18 protein-coding genes are annotated in these 19,200 nt (G+C 69.4%); 9 read left to right on the top strand and 9 right to left on the bottom strand.

Annotated elements, in window-relative coordinates:
- The 5 genes from JOY88_RS21185 to JOY88_RS21205 form a co-directional block, all read right to left on the bottom strand.
- Positions 1-1,088, bottom strand: a 1,088-nt coding sequence (locus JOY88_RS21185) for a methyl-accepting chemotaxis protein (protein ID WP_293504636.1), incomplete at its 3' end; no start/stop codon positions are given.
- 104 nt (positions 1,089-1,192) lie between these two features.
- Positions 1,193-3,064, bottom strand: coding sequence for a bifunctional tRNA (5-methylaminomethyl-2-thiouridine)(34)-methyltransferase MnmC2/FAD-dependent 5-carboxymethylaminomethyl-2-thiouridine(34) oxidoreductase MnmC1 (gene mnmC / locus JOY88_RS21190; RefSeq protein ID WP_293504637.1), 1,872 nt, complete (start codon positions 3,062-3,064; stop codon positions 1,193-1,195).
- A complete protein-coding gene (locus tag JOY88_RS21195; protein ID WP_293504638.1) occupies positions 3,061-3,705 on the bottom strand; it encodes a Rossmann-fold NAD(P)-binding domain-containing protein in 645 nt (214 codons plus the stop codon). The genes mnmC and JOY88_RS21195 overlap by 4 nt, the downstream gene beginning before the upstream one ends.
- A gap of 2 nt (positions 3,706-3,707) precedes the next feature.
- Entirely contained in the window at positions 3,708-5,189 is a 1,482-nt protein-coding gene (locus JOY88_RS21200; RefSeq protein WP_293504639.1) for a DEAD/DEAH box helicase, read from the bottom strand.
- Between the two features lie 177 nt (positions 5,190-5,366).
- Complete coding sequence (locus tag JOY88_RS21205) at positions 5,367-6,935, bottom strand: ABC transporter substrate-binding protein (RefSeq protein WP_293504640.1); 1,569 nt, start codon at positions 6,933-6,935, stop codon at positions 5,367-5,369.
- Between the two features lie 93 nt (positions 6,936-7,028).
- On the opposite strand from JOY88_RS21205, the gene ettA reads away from it, so the two are divergent.
- The 5 genes from ettA to JOY88_RS21230 all read left to right on the top strand — a co-directional run bounded on the left by ettA (position 7,029) and on the right by JOY88_RS21230 (position 11,889).
- On the top strand, positions 7,029-8,693 hold the full coding sequence (ettA, locus tag JOY88_RS21210) for an energy-dependent translational throttle protein EttA (RefSeq protein ID WP_293504641.1): 1,665 nt from the start codon (positions 7,029-7,031) through the stop codon (positions 8,691-8,693).
- 146 nt (positions 8,694-8,839) lie between these two features.
- Positions 8,840-9,325 carry a Spy/CpxP family protein refolding chaperone gene (locus JOY88_RS21215; protein WP_293504642.1) on the top strand — a complete coding sequence of 162 codons (486 nt, stop codon included), beginning with the start codon at positions 8,840-8,842 and terminating at the stop codon, positions 9,323-9,325.
- Between the two features lie 91 nt (positions 9,326-9,416).
- On the top strand, positions 9,417-10,136 hold the full coding sequence (locus JOY88_RS21220; protein WP_293504643.1) for a response regulator: 720 nt from the start codon (positions 9,417-9,419) through the stop codon (positions 10,134-10,136).
- A 10-nt stretch (positions 10,137-10,146) separates the two neighbouring features.
- A complete protein-coding gene (locus JOY88_RS21225; RefSeq protein WP_293504644.1) occupies positions 10,147-11,511 on the top strand; it encodes a sensor histidine kinase in 1,365 nt (454 codons plus the stop codon).
- A 135-nt stretch (positions 11,512-11,646) separates the two neighbouring features.
- Positions 11,647-11,889, top strand: a complete 243-nt coding sequence (locus tag JOY88_RS21230) for a hypothetical protein (protein ID WP_293504645.1) — start codon at positions 11,647-11,649, stop codon at positions 11,887-11,889.
- Here the strand turns inward: JOY88_RS21230 and JOY88_RS21235 are convergent.
- The 3 genes from JOY88_RS21235 to trpS are packed head-to-tail and all read right to left on the bottom strand — an operon-like array spanning position 11,861 to position 14,591.
- Positions 11,861-13,204, bottom strand: a complete 1,344-nt coding sequence (locus JOY88_RS21235) for an MATE family efflux transporter (protein WP_293504646.1) — start codon at positions 13,202-13,204, stop codon at positions 11,861-11,863. The genes JOY88_RS21230 and JOY88_RS21235 overlap by 29 nt on opposite strands.
- Positions 13,201-13,608: a DUF3717 domain-containing protein gene (locus tag JOY88_RS21240; protein WP_293504647.1), complete on the bottom strand. Its 408-nt coding sequence runs from the start codon at positions 13,606-13,608 to the stop codon at positions 13,201-13,203. Before JOY88_RS21240 ends, JOY88_RS21235 begins: the two co-directional genes overlap by 4 nt.
- The gene (trpS, locus tag JOY88_RS21245) at positions 13,605-14,591 is read right to left on the bottom strand and encodes a tryptophan--tRNA ligase (protein ID WP_293504674.1); all 987 of its coding nucleotides are present in this window, start codon (positions 14,589-14,591) and stop codon (positions 13,605-13,607) included. The genes JOY88_RS21240 and trpS overlap by 4 nt, the downstream gene beginning before the upstream one ends.
- 84 nt (positions 14,592-14,675) lie before the next feature.
- Here trpS and purN point away from each other — a divergent pair, with 84 nt between their 5' ends.
- Complete coding sequence (gene purN / locus JOY88_RS21250) at positions 14,676-15,308, top strand: phosphoribosylglycinamide formyltransferase (RefSeq protein ID WP_293504648.1); 633 nt, start codon at positions 14,676-14,678, stop codon at positions 15,306-15,308.
- Here purN and JOY88_RS21255 read toward each other — a convergent pair.
- The gene (locus JOY88_RS21255) at positions 15,301-15,945 is read right to left on the bottom strand and encodes a DUF1345 domain-containing protein (protein WP_293504649.1); all 645 of its coding nucleotides are present in this window, start codon (positions 15,943-15,945) and stop codon (positions 15,301-15,303) included. The genes purN and JOY88_RS21255 overlap by 8 nt on opposite strands.
- 26 nt (positions 15,946-15,971) lie before the next feature.
- On the opposite strand from JOY88_RS21255, the gene JOY88_RS21260 reads away from it, so the two are divergent.
- The 3 genes from JOY88_RS21260 (at position 15,972) to JOY88_RS21270 (ending at position 19,198) form a co-directional block, all read left to right on the top strand.
- A complete protein-coding gene (locus tag JOY88_RS21260; protein ID WP_293504650.1) occupies positions 15,972-17,234 on the top strand; it encodes an RsmB/NOP family class I SAM-dependent RNA methyltransferase in 1,263 nt (420 codons plus the stop codon).
- A 156-nt stretch (positions 17,235-17,390) separates the two neighbouring features.
- The gene (locus JOY88_RS21265; protein WP_293504651.1) at positions 17,391-18,602 is read left to right on the top strand and encodes a DesA family fatty acid desaturase; all 1,212 of its coding nucleotides are present in this window, start codon (positions 17,391-17,393) and stop codon (positions 18,600-18,602) included.
- A gap of 98 nt (positions 18,603-18,700) precedes the next feature.
- Entirely contained in the window at positions 18,701-19,198 is a 498-nt protein-coding gene (locus JOY88_RS21270; protein ID WP_293504652.1) for a DUF3016 domain-containing protein, read from the top strand.
- Positions 19,199-19,200 lie beyond the last annotated feature (2 nt).

Consider the following 19,200-nt stretch of genomic DNA (forward strand, 5'->3'; position numbering starts at 1 on the left):
AGTTTGAAAACGCTGACCACGCGCGCAAGATTGGCTGCCTGTTCCTGCATCGATTCCGAAGCAGCGGCAGCTTCTTCCACCAATGAGGCATTCTGCTGCGTGACTTGATCCATCTGCATCACGGCCTGGTTGATCTGCTCGATGCCCGCGCTCTGCTCGTCGCCGGCCGCCGAGATTTCCACCATGATGTCGGTCACGCGCTGCACGCTGGCGACGATCTCGGCCATGGTGCTGCCGGCGGCCTGCACCTGCTGGGTGCCGGAGTCCACGCGCTCGACGCTGGCGCCGATCAGCGTCTTGATCTCCTTGGCCGCACCCGCGGAGCGCTGGGCCAGCGAGCGAACCTCGGAGGCCACCACGGCGAAGCCCCGGCCCTGCTCGCCGGCGCGGGCCGCCTCGACGGCGGCGTTCAGCGCCAGGATGTTGGTCTGGAAGGCGATGCCGTCGATGACGCCGATGATGTCGTTGATCTTGCGCGAGCTCTGGCTGATCTCGTCCATCGTCGCGACGACCTGTGACACGGCCTCGCCGCCGCGCTGCGCCACCGAGGCGGCCGAACTGGCGAGCTGGTTGGCTGTCATCGCCGCGTCGGCTGTCTGCTTGACGGTGCCGGTCAGCTCGGACATCGACGAGGCCGCGTTCTGCAGGTTGCTGGCCGTCTGCTCGGTGCGCTGGCTGAGGTCGAGGTTGCCGCTGGCGATCTCGGTGCTGGCAGTGCCTATGCTGTCGGCGGCGCTGCGCATCTCGCCGATGATCTTCTGCAGCGCACGCTGGGTGGCCTCCAGGGCCGTCAGCAGCCGCCCCACGCCGCCGGTGCCGCCGCTGGGAATGGGATGGGTCAGGTCGAAGCGCGCGAGCGCCTCGGCAGCCTCGGTGGCCGCACGCAGACCGGTGCTCTTGCTGCCCTGTAGCAGTCCGGCCGCGGCCGCAACCCAGGTCAGCACCAGGCTGGCGCTCAGCCAGGCCTTGGCGGAGCCGGCGGTGTCGCCCAGGCCCGCGAGGGCCATGCCGACGCCCACTGTCACCACGCCGGTGACGGCGCACAGCGCCCATTTCATCGATTGCGAACCGCTGCCAGAACCGAACATGCCGTCGTCTCCATCGGAAAAACAGCGCGCAGTGTGCCGCCCGTGCCGGTGAGCCGGCGCGTCGACGAGTCACGCAAACCGGCAATAGTTGCGCGAAGCCGGGGTCAGCGCCCGGGCCTGCGCTGGCGGCGCAGCGCGAAGCGCAGCGGGTCGACGGCGTCCAGCAGGTCGGCCTCCAGCGGCCGGGGTGAGCCCAGCGCCAGCGCGGCCACCAGCCGCCCCGCCAGCGCCGCCCAGGTGATGCCACGCGAGGCGAAGGCGGTGCAGACGATGAGTCCGGGTCGGCGTGGCTGCAGCCGCAACTGCTCCTCCAGCGGGCCGGGCACGGCCAGGCCACCGATCAGCGGCAGGCGGTCGGGCGCGATGAGGCGCCAGCCGACGCGGCCGGCCAGCGCGCCGCGCGGGGCTTGGGCCGGCGCCAGGCGCGCCAGGCGCGAGTAGCGGGTCAGGTTCTCGGCCTGGTCGGCCTCGCGCAGCGCGGGGTCGAGGTCGCCGTCCTGCGCCGTCGCGCCGCACCACAGGCCGCCCAGGCCGTCGGCGATGGCATAGCCCTCGCCGGCGATGGGCAGGGCCGGGCACCAGGGCGCATCGGCCAGGTGGCTGAGCTGGCCGCGCTGCACGACGAGGTCGTTGCCCCAATCGCCGAGCAGGGGCAGTTGCCCATGGCCACCGGCCAGCACGACCAGCGGCGCGTCGGCGATGATGCCGCCATCGGCACCCAGCAACTGCCAGCCTTCGGCCGCCTCGTGCAGCGCCGCGACGCTGCAGTCCAGCCTCAACTCGGCGCCGCTGGCGGCCAGCATGGCGCGTGTGTAGGCGGCCGGATCGACGGCGCCGCCGCCGGGGTAGAACCAGGCCGGGTGGGTCAGCGTCATGCCTGCAAGTGCCGAGGCATCAGCTGCCGACAGGGCTTCGACATAGCCTGGCGCGCCATGCATGGCGGCCGGCGCCAGCCGCGTCTCCAACCGCAGCAGCCCATGCTGGTGGGGCAGGCCCAGCTCGGCCAGCAATGCCTGCGTGGCCAGCGCTGCGGCGCGGTTGAAGCGGGCATGCGGGCCGTCGTCGGGGTTGACGGTGCCATGGAAGAGGCCAGCCGGGTTGCCCGAGCTGGCGAGCGCCGGGGCGGCCAGCGCGTCGACCACGGTGCAGGCCAGGCCCTCGCGCGACAAGGCCAATGCGCAGGCCGCGCCCGCGAGGCCTGCGCCGACGATGACGACGTGACGCGCAGCTGGCGCGATGGCCTCGCGGCCAGCCGGGCGCTGCGGCACGTGGCGGGGCGCGAAGCGGGCGACGCTCATCTCCGGCTTGTTGGCAAAGCCTGGCGCCAGCCCGACCTCGAAGCCGCAGGCGGCCAGGGCCTTGCGCATGGGGCGCGAGATGCTCCAGGTCGTCGCCGTCGCGCCGGGCGCGGCGAGGCGGGCGAGGCTCTTCAGCAGCCAGGCGTCCCAAAGCTCGGGGTTGCGCGAGGGCGCGAAGCCGTCGAGGTAGAAAGCGTCGGCCTGCAGCACCAGCTCGCGCAGCAGCACGCGCGCGTCGTCCAGGCCCAGCAGCAGTTCGACGCGGCCACCCTCGAAGCTCAGTGTGTGCAGGCCCGAGGTCAGCGGCGGCCAGCGCGCGATGAGCTGGGCGGCCAGCTCGGGCAGCGGGCTGGCGGCATGGGCGCGGGCCAGGTCCTCGCGGCGCAGCGGGTGCTTCTCGACGCTGACGAACACCAGCCGCTCGCAGCGTGCCGGATCCTGCCGCCAGGCGTCCCAGGTCGCGAGGAAGTTGCTGCCCAGGCCGAATCCCGTCTCCAGCACGACGAAGCGCGCGCGGCCCTGCCAGCGCGCGGGCAGGCCGTTGCCGGCGATGAAGACATGGCGGGCCTGCGCGAGCCCGCCGGCGCGCGAGTGGTAGACGTCGCCGAAGGCGGGGGAGGCGGGAGCGGCGGGGTCGGAGAAATCGACCTCGGCCGGCGGGACGGCCAGCGACTTCATGCGCCCAGGCTTTGCATCTCGCCGGACTCCATGACGCGCACTGCCGGGCCAGGTGCTTCCAGCGCGAGGCGCATGGCGCGGGCGATGCGCTGCGGTGAGATCGGCCGCCAGGCCTTGGGGATGAGGCCGGCCAGCGGACGTGTGAAGCGCAGCGCCCAGGCCTCGGCGCTGCGATGGGGTTGGCCGAGGTGCTCGCGCTCGCCGTCCAGTAGCGAGGGGCGCGCGATGACGAGGCGCTCGAAGCCCAGCGCGATCAGTGCGTCCTCGGCTTCGCCCTTGACCTGGTTGTAGAAGACCGCCGATCGCGCGTTGGCGCCGAGCGCGGAGACCAGGCCGCAGTGCGTCGCACCTGCCCGGCAGGCCGCGCGAGCAACGGCGACGACGGCGTCGAAATCAGCGGCGCGAAACGCCTCGCGTGAGCGGGCCTGCGCCATCGTGGCGCCGAGCGCGATGAACACGCGGCGCGGCGCAGGCAGAGCTAGAAAGGACCCGGGCCTGCCGTAGTCGGCGATGGCCGTCGGTACAGGCAGGCCCGAGGTGGTCTTGCGCACGAGTGCAAGACCGGAACGCAGTTCGGCACAAAAGGCCCGCCCGACGAGGCCGGTGGCACCGGCGATCCAGTCGGCGCGGGGCTGGCCCATGCTCAACGCTTGGGTTGCGTCAGGCGCGGGCCATTGTTGTGGCGCGGCGCGCTGCCGTCACCCCGGCTCGGCTGGCTGGCGGCCGAGCGCGGTGCGTGCTGCGAATGCGGCTTGGCTGCGGGCTTGGCGCCACCGTGGCCGGCGTGAGCCTGCGGCTTGCCGCCCGGACGGCCGCCATCGCGCTGGCCGCCGCGGTTGTCGCCACCACGGCCACCACCACCACCGCCACCTGGGCGCCCGCCACGGCCGGCGTGGGCCGGCGGGTTGGGGTTGCGGCCCCGGCTGCCGTTGGGGTTGAGCACGGTGCGACCCAGCACGATGGGCTCGGCGCGCTCATTGGGGTCAGGCGCAAAGCCGGGCACGATTTCCTTGGGGATCTCGCGCTTGATGAGCTTCTCGATGTCGCGCAGGAAGCCGTTCTCGTCCACGCAGACCAGGCTGACGGCCTCGCCCTGGGCGCCGGCGCGGCCGGTGCGGCCGATGCGGTGCACATAGTCCTCGGGCACGTTGGGCAGCTCGAAGTTGACGACGTGGGGCAACTGGTCGATGTCGATGCCGCGGGCGGCGATGTCGGTAGCCACCAGGCAGGTCAGGTCGCCCGACTTGAAGTCGGCCAGCGCCTTGGTGCGCGCGCCCTGGCTCTTGTTGCCGTGGATGGCCATGGCGCTGATGCCCTGGTCGTTCAGGTAGTCGGTCAGGCGGTTGGCGCCATGCTTCATGCGCGTGAAGACCAGTACCTGGTGCCAGTCGCCGCTCTTGATGAGGTGCACCAGCAACTCCTTCTTGCGCTCGCGGCCCACCGGGTGGACCTTCTGCGCGATCTGGTCGTTGGTCTGGTTGCGGCGGGCGACCTCGATGAGCGCCGGCTGGTTCAGCAGGCGGTCGGCGAGGTTCTTGATCTCGTCGCTGAAGGTGGCGCTGAACAGCAGGCTCTGCTTCTTGGCGGGCAGCAGAGCGAGCACCTTCTTGATGTCGTGCACGAAGCCCATGTCCAGCATGCGGTCGGCCTCGTCCAGCACCAGCATCTGCACCTGTGACAGGTCCAGCGTGCCCTGCTGCGCGTGGTCCAGCAGGCGGCCGGGCGTGGCGACGAGGATGTCGACGCCGTCACGGAGCTTGTTGATCTGCGGCTGCATGCCGACGCCGCCGAACATGACCATGCTCTTCAGCGGCAGGTACTTGCCGTAGGTCTGCACGCTTTCCTCGACCTGGGCGGCCAGCTCGCGGGTGGGCGTCAGCACCAGGGCGCGGATGGCGGGCTTGCCGCGCTTGTTGAGCAGCTTCTCGCCCGTGGACAGGCGGTGCAGCATGGGCAGCGTGAAGCCGGCGGTCTTGCCGGTGCCGGTCTGGGCGCCGGCCATCAGGTCGCCACCGTTCAGCACGGCGGGAATGGCCTGGGCCTGGATGGGAGTGGGGGTGGTGTAGCCGGCGTCGGCGATGGCCTTCAGCAGCGGAGCTGCGAGGCCGAGGGTGTCGAAACTCATCGAATCCAAGGTGGGGAGGGCACGCCAACAAATCACCGGGGCTTGCCGTGACGCCGGGGCGGCGACACCAGTCTTCGGGCAAGCCAGGCCGCGTGCGGGGCTGCAGAAAAGTGAAACGCCGCGCAAGACTGAGAGGCGCGGCGTTGGGGGGCATTCTAGCGGCTGCGGCCGCGTGCTTTATTTCGAAACCGTGACCCAGTCCATGTTGGTCCAGTTATTGGGCGAGTGCGGGATGCTGACCTCGCGCTTCATGGCCCAGGGGATGACTTGCCGGTGCAGCGGGATGATGTTGACCTGTTCGCGGAAGGCTCGCAGCGCGGACTTGACCAGGACTTCGCGCTTCTTCGGGTCGGTCTCGACGGTGGAGGCGGCGGCGATGGTGTCGGCCTCGTCGTTGATGGAGCCGCCGTAGTTGGACACGCCCACGCCCTGGCTGCCGCGGTTGCGCAGCACGGGCGTCAGCATGATCTCGGCGTCGGTGGATCCGCCGCCCCAGCCGGCCAGATACAGGCTGGTGTCGAATTTCTCCAACTTGGGGAAGAAGAGGCTGCGGGGCATGGCGTTGACCTTGACCCTGACCTTGATCTGCGCCCACATGCTGGCCAGCGCGATGCAGATGCGCTCGTCGTTGATGTAGCGGTTGTTGGGGCAGTCCAGCGTCACGTCGAAGCCGTCCGCGTAGCCGGCCTCGGCCATCAGCTTGCGCGCCAGCGCGACGTCATAGGGCAGGCGGGTCTCCAGCGCGGCGTCGCCATAGGCGCCGCGCGGTGAGGGGGTCAGGCCGCCGGTTGGGGCCGAGTAGCCACTCATCAGCTTGGTCTTGATGGCCTCGATGTCGATGGCGTGATAGAGGGCCTTGCGCACTCGCAGGTCTTTGAAGGGGTTGCGACCGTCGGGCGAGCGGCCGTGGAGCAACTGGTCGCGCGTCTGGTCCATGCCGATGTAGACGAGGCGGTTCTCCTCGCCGTCCAGCACCTTGAGCTGGGGCAGGGTGCGCAGCCGGGCCACGTCGCGCGGCGGCGGGTCGAGCACGAAGTCCACCTCGCCCGAGATCAGTGCCGCAGTGCGCGTCGCGTCGTTGGCGATGGGCAGGTAGATGAACTCCTGCAGGTTGCCCTCGAACCGGTTCCACCAGTTCGGGTTGCGCCTGAAGACCGTCTTCACGCCGGGCTGGCGGCTGACCAGCATGAAAGGGCCGGTGCCGTTGGCGTTCTGGCTGGCATAGGACTCCTCCTGCTGCTTGAAGTCCAGCGGCCGCGTGACGCGATGTGCCTCGCACCAGCGCCGGCTCATGATGTAGAGCGTGGACATCAGCTCGGGCACGATGGGGTTGGGCCGGTCCAGCTCGAAGACGACGGTCAGAGGGTCCACGGCCTTGGGGATGCCGACAGCGTTGGCATAGACGCGCTGGGGTGCGTTCGGGTCGCGCAGGCGCTGCATGGAGAACACGACGTCGTCGGCCGTGAAGGGCGTGCCGTCATGGAACTTCACACCGGGACGCAGCTTGAAACGCCAGACCCGCGGCGAGACCTGGGTCCATTCGGTGGCCAGCGAGGGCGCTATGCCCATGTCCTTCGTGCGCCGCGTCAGGGTCTCGTAGACCTGGTTGTTCAGGCTGTTGGTCGTAACCTCGTTCTGCGAATGGGGGTCAGTGGTCTGCATGTCACCCTGGGCAGACCAGCGCAGGGTCTGGGCCTGGGCGCAAGCGGTGGCGAAGGCGAGCAGGACGGCGGCGAGACGGAGCATCTGACTTCCTCAAAACGCGGGCTCGGCGACAATAGCAGGCAACGCAGGCCTCTTCCGGGGCCTGCCGCCATTTCAGCCTCACAGGATTTGCCCATGGCCCAGTACGTCTTCAGCATGAACCGCGTCAACAAGACGGTTCCCCCCAAGCGCCACATCCTCAAGGACATCTCGCTGTCCTTCTTCCCCGGCGCCAAGATCGGCGTGCTGGGCGTCAACGGCTCTGGCAAGTCGACGCTGCTGAAGATCATGGCCGGTGTCGACAAGGAGATCGAGGGCGAAGCCATCCCGATGCCGGGCATCAAGATCGGCTACCTGGAGCAGGAGCCCAGGCTCAATCCCGAGCAGACCGTGCGCGAGGCCGTGGAAGAGGGCATTGGCGGCGTGCTGGCCGCCAAGAAGCGCCTGGACGAGGTCTACGCCGCCTACGCCGAGCCGGATGCCGACTTCGACGCGCTGGCCGCCGAGCAGGGTGAGCTGGAAGCCATCATCGCCGCCGCCGGCTCGGAGAACACCGACCTGCAGCTGGAGTTGGCCGCCGACGCGTTGAACCTGCCGCCCTGGGACGCCGTCATCGGCGTGCTTTCCGGCGGCGAGAAGCGCCGCGTGGCGCTGTGCCGCCTGCTGTTGTCCAAGCCCGACATGCTGCTGCTGGACGAGCCCACCAACCACCTGGACGCCGAGAGCGTGGAGTGGCTGGAGCAGTTCCTGCAGCGCTTCCCCGGTACTGTCGTGGCCATCACCCACGATCGCTACTTCCTCGACAACGCCGCCGAGTGGATTCTGGAACTCGACCGCGGCCACGGCATCCCCTGGAAGGGCAACTACACCGAGTGGCTGGACCAGAAGGAACGCCGCCTGGAGCAGGAGCAGAAGTCCGAAGACGCGCGCATGAAGGCGATGAAGGAGGAACTCAAGTGGGTGCGCTCCAACGCCAAGGGCCGCCAGGCCAAGAGCAAGGCGCGTCTGGCCCGCTTCGAGGAACTGAGCGACGTCGAGTACCAGCAGCGCAACGTGACGAACGAGATCTTCATCCCCGTGGCCGAGCGCCTGGGCAATGAGGTCATCGAGTTCGAGAACGTCAGCAAGAGCTTCGGCGATCGCGTGCTGATCGACAACCTGAGCTTCAAGGTGCCGGCCGGCGCCATCGTCGGCATCATCGGCCCCAACGGCGCCGGCAAGTCGACGCTGTTCCGCATGCTGCAGGGCGTGGAGCAGCCGGACAGTGGCAACGTCAAGATCGGCAAGACCGCCAAGCTGGCATTTGTCGACCAGAGTCGCGCCAGCCTGGAAGCCGACAAGACCGTCTGGCAGGACGTCTCCGGCGGCCTGGACAACATCACGGTCGGCAAGTTCGTCATGCCCAGCCGCGCCTATCTGGGCCGCTTCAACTTCAAGGGCAACGACCAGCAGAAGCTCGTCGGCTCGCTGTCCGGCGGTGAGCGCGGTCGCCTGCACCTGGCCAAGACGCTGGCCCAGGGCGGCAACGTGCTGATGCTGGACGAACCGTCCAACGACCTCGACGTCGAAACGCTGCGCGCACTGGAAGAAGCGCTGCTGGAGTTTGCCGGCTCGGCCATGGTGATCAGCCACGATCGCTGGTTCCTGGACCGCATCTGCACCCACATCCTGGCCTGCGAGGGTGACTCCCAGTGGTTCTTCTACGACGGCAACTTCCACGAGTACGAAGCCGACAAGCGCAAGCGCCTCGGCGAGGAAGGCGCGCGCCCCAAGCGCATGCGCTTCAAGCCCATCAAGTAAGGCCGGCCCGTGCGGGGCGGGGTGGTTCAACAAAAGCAAAACAGGCCCTGTTTGCTTTCACAGTTCTTTACCCCGTCCCCAAAGATGCCACACAGGCCGCCTGGAAGATGACTTCACGCCTTCTTCTTCTTTCAGGAGACTTCTTGATGAAAGCCTTGCAGATCCAGAACCTGTTGCGCGTCACCACCGTGGCGGCTGCCTTGGCCGTTGGGGGCGTTGCCGCCCAGGCCCAGCCCGGCCCCGGTCCCCGGGGCGGCCCGGCGATGATGATGCCAGGCGACCTGTTCGGCGGCCACATGGATCACCTGCTCGACGCGGTCAACGCGACGGATGCGCAGCGCAGCCAGATCGAGGCCATCTTCAAGGCAGCGCGCCAGGACCTTTCCGGCCAGCGCGACGCCGGCATGAAGCTGCACCAACAGATGGCCGCGCTCTACACGGCCACCAACATCGACGCCGCCGCCATCGAGGCCGTGCGCGTGCAGCTCAGCGCCCTGCGCGAGACCGCCTCCAAGCGCCTCAGCCAGGCCAGCATCGACGCCGCGCGCGTGCTGACGCCCGAGCAGCGCGCCAAGATTGGTGACATCATGAAGAAGCGCCAGGCCCGCATGGCGGCCCGGCATACCGGCTGATTGGCCGTCGGCGAGGAGTTCTGCGATGCTTGAGCCCCGTTCCGCCGGCGCCGAGACGCGCCGGCCACCCATTTCCTCTCTTGGTCCGGTGATGAGTAGCGCACGACTTCTGTTGATCGATGACGATGTTCGCCTGACCGGCATGGTGGGCGACTATCTGCGCGCCGCCGGCTTCGAGGTCAGCACTGCCGGCAGCCTGTCCCAGGCCCGCGAGGCCCTGGCCCACAGCCGCTTCGAGCTGCTGGTGCTGGACCTGATGCTGCCCGACGGCGACGGCCTGGACTTCTGCCGCTGGATGCGGGGTGACCCGCGCTGGCGCCACCAGCCGGTGCTGATGCTGTCGGCCCGCGGCGAGCCCATGGACCGCATCCTGGGCCTGGAGCTGGGCGCCGACGACTACCTCGCCAAGCCTTTCGAGCCGCGCGAGCTGCAGGCCCGCATCAAGGCGCTGCTGCGTCGCCTGGAGCCCAAGCTCGACGGCGACGAGGTGCTGCGTTTCGGCCGCCTGGAGATCGACCTGGCCGCCCGCGTGGCGCGCCTGGACGGCAAGATCTGCGACCTGACCAGCCACCAGTTCGACCTGCTGGTCGTGCTGGCGCAGAGCCCAGGCCGCGTGCTGAGCCGTGACCAGATCATGGACGCACTCAAGGGCCATCCGCTGGAGGCCTTCGACCGTTCCATCGACGTGCACATCTCTCGCATTCGCGCGGTCATCGAGGACGACCCCAAGAATCCCCGCCGCGTGCTGACCGTGCGTGGAGCCGGCTATGTCTTTGCCCGCAAGCAGGACGCCGACGCGGACGCCGCCTGAACGCCCCGGCTTGAAGTCACTCTACGTCCGCATCTATCTGACGCTGGTTGCCCTGCTGTTGGCCTTCGCCTTCGGCTCGGCCTGGCTGTTCCAGCGCCACATCGAGCAGGAGCGCGGCAGTGTCGAGCTGGCGGCCGGCGAGCGGCTGAACGCGATGGCCGGGCTGCTCAAGCTCGCGCTGCCGCCGGCCACGGCGCCGCGCGCCGAGCAGGCCGAAGCCTTTGCTGACTGGGGCCTGCGCCTGCGCATGCCGCTCGCGCTGGAGGATGCCGACGGCAAGCGCATCGCGACGACGCTGATGTTCCAGCGTCGCGCCGACGAGCCGGGTGCCATCATCGTCAGCACCGGGCTGGGCGATGGCCGCAGCCTGGAAATGGTGCGCAGCGTGCGTCCGCCGAATCCTCAGGCCGGCACCTCAGCGGCGGGTGCTGTTCGCCCGCCGCGTATCGACGACGGCCCGTGGACGGGCCCCTGGCTGCGCCGCCCGGTGTCGCCGGGCGCGCCGGGCGTATCGACGTTGGCCGTCGTGCTGGTGCTGCTCTTCATCGGCGTCGCGGCGGGGGCCTACCCGGTCGTGCGCCGGCTGACGCGCCGGCTCGAGGCCCTCAAGCGCGGCGTCGAGCAGTTCGGCGCCGGCCAGTTGCACCACCGTGTGGACGACGGCGGCCGCGACGAGGTGGCCGCGCTGGCCAGCAGCTTCAACCAGGCGGCCGACCGCATCGAGACGCTGCTGCGCTCCCACCAGACCCTGCTGGCCAACGCCAGCCACGAGCTGCGCTCGCCGCTGGCGCGGTTGAAGATGGCCTTCGCGATGCTGGACGACGCGGCACCGGCGCAGCGCCAGCGCCTGGCCAATGAGATCGACGTCAACATCGCCGAGCTGGACGCCCTCGTCGAGGAGGTGCTGCTGGCCAGCCGGCTGGAGGCCGGCAGCGCGGTCGGCGAGACCCATGTCGTCGAGCTGCTCGCGCTGGGCGCCGAGGAGTCCGCCCGCGCGGAAGCCGCCTTCGAGCCGGAGAGCGATTCCGCCCGCGTCGACGGCCAGGAGCGCCTGCTGCGCCGCGCGCTGCGCAACCTGCTGGACAACGCGCGCCGCTACGGCGGGCCCGACGTCGAGCTGGCGCTGCGCCCGGTGGCCGGCGGCTATGAATTCGTCGTCGCCGACCGCGGTCCCGGCGTGCCGGCCGAGCTGCGCGAGCGCATCTTCGAGCCCTTCTACCGCCTGCCCGGCCATGCCGAGATGGCGGGCGGCGTGGGCCTGGGCCTGAGCTTGGTCAAGCAGATCGCCGAGCGCCATGGTGGCAGCGTGCGCTGTCTGCCGCGCGACGGCGGCGGCAGCCGCTTCGTGCTGTTCCTGCCGGCGGCAAGGAACTAGACAAGATGGCTTCGTGATGTCGGGCGGCCCGACTCCTGCGATGCCGTAGGTTGCCGGCGCGAGGCCGGCAGAGCCACACCAAGGCACCCGACAGGTGGTCTGCCGGGGCGTTGCGAGTGAGCAAGGAGTTGGGCCATGGGCAAGGAATCTAGCACCCTGTCCGTCGGGTTGGACGTTCACAAGGACAGCATCGACATCGCCGTGGCTGATCCGCCGCGCGATGCCGAGGTCCGGCACCTCGGCAGTATCAAGGGCGACCTCGCCTCGCTGGACAAGGCCCTACGCAAGCTCGTCAGCCGCGGCCAGCCCCTGCACGTTGTCTACGAGGCCGGCCCGTGCGGCTTCGTCATCAGCGGTTCTCGTCGAAGACGCGCTTGAGCAGCAGGCTCAGCAGCAGCCCGGCCATCATGAGCCCCGCCGTGGCTGCCTGCCAGAAGCCAACCGCGCCGGCGCCATCGCGGCCGAAGGCGAGGAAGTAGCCGCCGCCTATGCCCAGGCCCCACAGGGCGACCACGTAGATGACCATGGGCAGTGTCGCGACCTGGTACGCGCGCAGCACATAGGCGGCCACCGTCTGCAGCGCGTCGCCGAGGTGGAAGAACCAGACCCACACCAGCAGCGGCAGCGCGGCCGCTGCCGTCGCGGGGTTGTTGGTGTAGAGCGCGACGATGGGTTCGCGCGCGACCGCGACGATGGCGCCGACGGCCGCGGCGGTCAGCGCCGCCAGCGACATCGCGTGCCGGCCGACGATGCGTGCCTCGCGCTTCTGCGCGGCGCCGAGATGCTGGGCCACCAGGGTGCCGGCCGCCGTTGCAAATGCCAGTGCGATCATGAACATCATCGCGACGAGGTTGACGGCGATCTGGTGCCCGGCCACCGGAGTCGCGCCCAGGCGCGCGATGAAGAAGGCCATGAAGGTGAAGCCCGTCACCTCGACGAGGATGGAGCCGCCCATGGGCAGGCCAAGCTTCACGAGCGCCGCGAGCTCGCCCCAGAGCGGCCGGGTTCGCCACAGCTGCGGGATGTGGAAGGGCCGGTAGAAGGCGTCGCGCCGGAGCAGGAGCATCGCCACGGCGGCCTGGCCGATCAGCGCGATGGCCGTCGCCCAGCCGCAGCCTGCCACGCCCAGTGCCGGCACGGGGCCCCAGCCGAACACGAGGATGGCGTTCAGCGGCACCTTGGCGGCCAGGCCGGTCAGCTGCATCGCCATGACGGCCTTTGGCCGGCTGACGGCCGTCGAGAAGCCGCGGAAGGCCGTGAAGAGCAGGGCGGCCGGCAGAGCGAAGGCCTCGGGCCGGGTGTAGGCGCGCACCTTGGCGGCCTGGGCGGCGTCCAACTGGGCCAGGGCCGTGAAGGGGTCGGGGAACCACAGCGCCAGGCAGCCCGGGATGCACAGCAGCAGCGCCAGCCACTGCGCCTGCACGAAGCTGCGGCCGGCACCGGCCAGATCCTGGGCACCGAACTGCCGGCCCGCTATGGGGCCGACGGCGAGCACGACGCCCATCAGGCCGACGAAGATGGACACATAGGCCGCCGAGCCGACCGCCAGCGCGGCCAGGTCCTCGGGACTGACGCGGCCCATCATCAGCGTGTCTATGGTGCTGAACATCATCACCGCGATCTGGCCCACGAGGACGGGCCAGGCCAGCGGAACGAGGCGGCGAGCGCTGTCGATGAAGCGGATGCGGTTCACTTCAGCACCCGTTCCGCGTAGCGGTTGAAGCGCCAGGCCGTGCCTTCGTGCGTGATGCGCTGCCACACCATGCGCTTCTCGAACGGATCGAGTGCCGGCCATTGCTGCACCTCGTCGAAGCTGCGGCCGCAGCCCTTGCAGGCAGGGTCGCCCTGGGCCGTGGAGCAGATGGCGATGCAGGGCGAGTCGGGCGTGGTCTCGTACCAGGTCAGCCATGCTCCCAGCGCCCTGTCGCTCAGGGCATCGATGTCCAGCTCGCTGGCGCGCTCCCAGGCCAGCAGCGCATAGGCCTCGGCCAGCGCGCCCACCTCGGGCGCCGCGCTGATGCCGTCAGGCGAGGGCGAGCGCTCGCGCCACCAGTTGATGGCGGCCTCGAGGTCCGTGACGTGAATCCTTGAAGTCAAGCGACCAGCCCCATCGCCGCGCGCACCTCGCGCAGCGTCTTGCGGGCGACGGCGCGGGCGCGCTCGGTGCCCAGCTCCAGCGTCCACCGCACCTGCTGCGGGTCCAGCGCCGCAGCGCGTTCGCGCCAGGGGGCCTGCTCGCGCTGGATGGCCTCGATCAGCGGCTGCTTGCAGTCCAGGCAGCCGATGCTGGCGGTGCGACAGCCCGTGTCGCAGGCGGTGCGCGTGGCGTCGTCACTGTAGATCCGGTGCAGCGGCCAGACCGGGCAGCGGGCCGGGTCGCCGGCGTCGTTGCGACGCACTCGCTGCGGATCGGTGGGCATGGTGCGGATCTTGGCGGCCGTGACCTCGGGGTCGTCGCGCATCGCGATGGCGTTATCCAGGCTCTTGCTCATCTTCTGGCCGTCCAGGCCGGGCACGCGCGCGGTCTCGGTCAGCAGCGCCTGCGGCTCGACGAAGATGGGTGCGGCCTCGGCATAGAGGCGGTTGAAGCGGCGCGCGACCTCACGGGTCACCTCGACATGGGCCGCCTGGTCTTCGCCGACCGGCACGCTGGCGGGCTTGTAGAGCAGGATGTCGGCTGCCTGCAGCAGCGGGTAGCCGAGGAAGCCATAGGTGGCCAGCTCGGGGTCGGCGGCGACCTGGTCCTTGTAGCTGGGCATGCGCGCCAGCCAGCTCGACGGTGTGCACATGGCCAGCAGCGTGAACAGCTCGGCGTGCTCGGGCATGCGGCTCTGCAGGAACAGCGTGCAGCGCTCGGGGTCAATGCCGGCGGCCAGCCAGTCGGTGACCATCCCGTAGACGTGGTGCGTCAGCGCTTCGCCGCTGGGGCGCTGGGTGGTGAGCGCATGCCAGTCGGCGACGAAGAAGAAGCAGTCGTGCGTGTCCTGCAGCCCGACCCAGTTCTTGAGGGCGCCGTGGTAGTGGCCGAGGTGCAGGGCGCCGGTCGGGCGCATGCCCGAGAGCACGCGCGGGCGGGTGATGGCGGGTGTCGACATGGGGCGCGGATTGTCGTTCAACGGGCTTGGCCTGCCGAACGGCAGGGGTGCGACCTACACTGCCGGCCCATGAAGAGACTGGTGCTGTTGATTTCGGGGCGGGGCTCCAACATGGAGGCCATCGTGAAGGCCTGCAGGGCCGAGGGCTGGCCGGCGCAGGTCGTCGCCGTCATCAGCAACCGGCCCGACGCGGGCGGCCTGCAGTTCGCGGCCCAGCACGGCATCGCCACCGCGGTCGTCGATCACAAGGCCTTTGCCAGCCGCGAGGACTTCGACGCCGAGCTGGCTCGCGTCATCGACGGCTTTGCGCCCGACCTGGTCGTGCTGGCCGGCTTCATGCGCATCCTGACGCCCGGCTTCACGGCCCGCTACGCGCGTCGCATGCTCAACATCCACCCGTCGCTGCTGCCGGCCTTCACGGGCCTGCACACGCATGAGCGTGCGTTGGAGATGGGCTGCAAGGTGGCCGGCGTGACGGTGCACTTCGTGACCGCGGAGCTGGACCATGGGGCCATCGTCATGCAGGCCGTCGTGCCTGTGCTGGCGGGGGACGATGCGCCGTCGCTGGCGGCGCGTGTGCTGGCGGCCGAGCACCGCATCTATCCGCAGTCGGTGCGCTGGTGCGTCGAGGATGCGCTGGTCTGGGACGGCGAGCGCGTCTGCCATCGCGACGGCGCGCCGCAACAGCTGCTGCTCAACTGATCAATCCGGCCAGGATGTTGATGACCAGCGCCAGCACGCCCGTGTTGAAGGTGAAGGCCAGCAGGGTCTGCACCAGTACGAGGCGGCGCATCGGCCGGGAGCTGACGCCGACGTCGGAGGTCTGCGACGTGGCGGCCAGCGTGATCGAGAAATAGAGGAAGTCGCCGTAGTCGGGCGGACCGTCGTCGCCCGGGAACTGCAGGCCCAGCGCCGCCTGGCCGGGGCGGTGGTAGAGGCTGGCATAGGCCAGCGCGAACTCCACCGGCAGCAGCAGCCAGGAGCCGCAGACGGTGGCCAGCACCAGCAGCAGGTAGGCAGGCTGGTGCGACTGCTTGGCGGCCTGCAGCTCCAGCGTGATGGCCGCCAGGCTGGCCAGCGCGCCCAGCACGGCGAGCATCAGCACCACCGGAACGCCTTCGGCCAGGCGGCGGGCCCGCTGCTGCACATGGCTCGCGCCGTCGCCCGCCAGCATCATCCAGACGATCAGCGGCAGATAGATCCAGACCGACAGGTTCCAGCCGATCAACAGGCGCGTCTGCCAGGCCAGCATGCCGGGCCAGACCGCGGCCAGCAGGCTTCCGATCAGGATCGCCGCGAGCAGGCGTGGGCGCAGGCGCAACTGGGTCCAGAGATTCATGCGGGGCGGCTTGGGATAATGCGGCGATGCATCCTAATGCCCTGCTGGAGCTGTGCGCCGAGCTGATCGCCGCCGTAAACAAGCTCGACGCGCCCGCCGACGCCACCGTCTCGGCCTTCTTCCGTCAACACAAGAACCTTGGCCAGCGCGAGCGCGCCTGCCTGGCCGAGACCGTCTACGCGCTGCTACGCGAGCGGCTCAAATTCCAGAACCTGGCCCAGAGCGGCAGCGGTCCGCTGAACCGCCGCCTGGCCATGCTGGCCTGGCGCGGCAGCGACAGCTTCCTGCGCAGCGCGCTCAGCCCGGCCGAGAAGCAGTGGCTGGAGCAGGTGCAGGCCATTGCGCCCGGCAGCCTGGCGCCCAGGCTGCGCCACAACATGCCCGACTGGCTCGCCGAGCCCTTGCAGGCGCGCCTGGGCCAGGACGAGTTCTGGCAGCTGGCCGGCGCGCTGAACGAGGCCGCGCCGCTGGACCTGCGCGTCAACACGCTCAAGCTCAAGCGCGAGGAAGCCCAGGCCCAGCTTGCGCAAGCCGGCATCGCGGCTACGCCGACGCCGTATTCGCCGCTGGGCCTGCGCGTCGAGGGCAAGCCGGCGCTGAACAAGCAGGCGCTGTTCACCGGCGGCTCCGTCGAGGTGCAGGACGAGGGCAGCCAGCTGCTGGCCCTGCTGCTGGCGCCCAAGCGCGGCGAGATGGTCGTGGACTTCTGCGCCGGCGCCGGCGGCAAGACGCTGGCGCTGGGCGCGGCGATGCGCAACACGGGCCGGCTCTATGCCTTCGACGTGTCGGGCCACCGGCTGGACGCGCTCAAGCCGAGGCTGGCGCGCAGCGGCCTGTCCAACGTCTATCCGGCGCAGATCGCCCATGAGCGCGACGAGCGCATCAAGCGCCTGGCCGGCAAGATCGACCGCGTGCTGGTCGATGCACCCTGCTCGGGCCTGGGCACGCTGCGCCGCAACCCGGACCTGAAATGGCGCCAGTCGCCCCAGGGCGTGGCCGAACTGCAGGACAAGCAGCGTGCCATCCTGGCCAGCGCGGCCCGCCTCGTGAAGCCGGGTGGGAGGCTGGTCTATGCCACCTGCAGCCTGCTGGACGCCGAGAACGAGATCATCGCGGCCGAGTTCGCCGCCGCCCACCCCGACTTCAAGCTGCTGCCGGCGGACGAGGCGCTGGCCAAGGTGCAGGTGGAGCGCGCGGGCGAGCTGGTGGAGAACGGCATGCTCAGGCTGTGGCCCCACCGGCACGCCATGGACGGCTTCTTCGCAGCCGCCTGGGAGCGGGCCGACTGAGAGTGGTTCGCCTGAGAGCGGCTTGATGGCGATCAAGGAACGCGCCGATTCGCACGCGCCCGCCTGAATACGGTGCCCCCATTCCCTTGAATTTGGGGGCGCTCCCCTACAATTGACATTCCTTCGCATGGCCGCTTTGGCCGAGGTCCTGGACGCATGAACGACTTCCTGAACGCGCTGATCGACTGGGTGGGCTCCGGCCTGCTGGGTTTCAGCGCCTGGCAATTGGTGATCTACACGCTGGTTGTGACCCACATCACGATCGCTTCGGTCACGATCTTCCTGCATCGTTCCCAGGCTCACCGGGCTCTGGACCTCGGTCCCATCCCGTCCCATTTCTTCCGTTTCTGGCTGTGGCTGACGACCGGCATGGTCACCCGCGAGTGGGTCGCCATCCACCGCAAGCACCACGCCAAGTGCGAAACCGAGGAAGACCCGCACAGCCCGCAGACCCGCGGCCTGAAGAAGGTCATGGCCGAGGGCGCCGAGCTCTACCGTGCCGAGGCCAAGAACGCCGAGACCATTGCCAAGTACAGCCGCGGCACGCCCGACGACTGGATCGAGAACAACCTCTACAGCAAGTACAGCTGGCAGGGCGTGGCGCTGATGCTGATCATCAACGTGGCGCTGTTCGGCGCCATCGGCGCGACCATCTGGGCCATCCAGATGGCCTGGATCCCGTTCTGGGCCGCCGGCGTCGTCAACGGCATCGGCCACTACTGGGGCTATCGCAATTTCGAGGCGCCGGACGCCTCGACCAATCTGACGCCCTGGACGTTGATCATCGGCGGCGAGGAGCTGCACAACAACCACCACACCTACCCGACGTCGGCCAAGTTCTCGGTCAAGCCCTACGAGTTCGACATCGGCTGGATGTACATCCGCGGCCTGGAGATGCTGGGCTGGGCCAAGGTTCGCAAGACGGCGCCCAAGCTGAGCCTGGGCGAGGTCAAGCCGGCCGACGCCCGCACGCTGGAGGCGCTGATCGCCAACCGCTATGAGGTCATGGCGAGCTATGCCCGCGACCTGAAGGCGGCCTGTGCCACCGAGCTGGCCAAGATCAAGGCCGAGGGCGGCAAGCACAGCGAACGCTTCGCGCAGTTCAAGCAGGCGCAGCGTTGGCTGCACCGTGACGAGGAGCGCATCCCGGTGGCCGTGCACGGCGATCTCGCCAACGCCCGTGCCGCGAGCCCCGCCATCGACAAGCTGGTGACCATGCGCGAGGAGCTGCGCCAGATGTGGACGCGCACAAACGTGTCGGCCGAGCAGCTGGTGGTCGATCTCCAGGCCTGGTGCCGCCGCGCCGAAGAAAGCGGCATTGCCGAGCTGCAGGCCTTCTCGATGCGCCTGCGCGCTGCCCACGCCTGACCCCGGGTTTCCCCGCGTAAAGGGCGCCCCCACGGGGCGCCCTTTTTCATGGCGGGGCCTAGACTTGGGATATGCAGTGCTGATAGAGGAGATTTGCCATGAAGACCCGCTGGATCGTCCTGGCCGTGATGGCTCTTGCATCGGCTGCCGCGCAGGCAGACGTGCAGGTCAATTTCATCCACCCCGAGAAATTCTCGGACATCAAGGACAACAACGGCTTCCGGGATATGGAGGTGTTGAAGGACATCAAAGCCCACCTGGTGGGGCAGTTCGAGAAGCGCCTGCCCGGGCGTGACGTTCGCGTCGACGTGTCGGACGTCGACCTTGCGGGCGAGGTGGAGCCCTTCATGCGGCGCAGCGGCCAATGGGTGCGCGTGATGCGCTCGGTCACACCGCCGTCCATCGAGCTGAGCTACGAGGTTCGCGAGGGCGACAAGGTCGTTCAGCAGGGTAAGACGCGCCTGCGCGACCTGAACTACCAGGATGAATTCAACGCCTATTACAGCGGTGACCCACTGCGCTACGAGAAGCGCATGATCGACCGCTGGATGGATCGCGAGTTCAACCCGGCCGTGGCCAAGGCGCCAGGCCACTGAGA

It is taken from the genome of Roseateles sp., assembly GCF_019237615.1.
Taxonomy (GTDB): domain Bacteria; phylum Pseudomonadota; class Gammaproteobacteria; order Burkholderiales; family Burkholderiaceae_C; genus Pelomonas.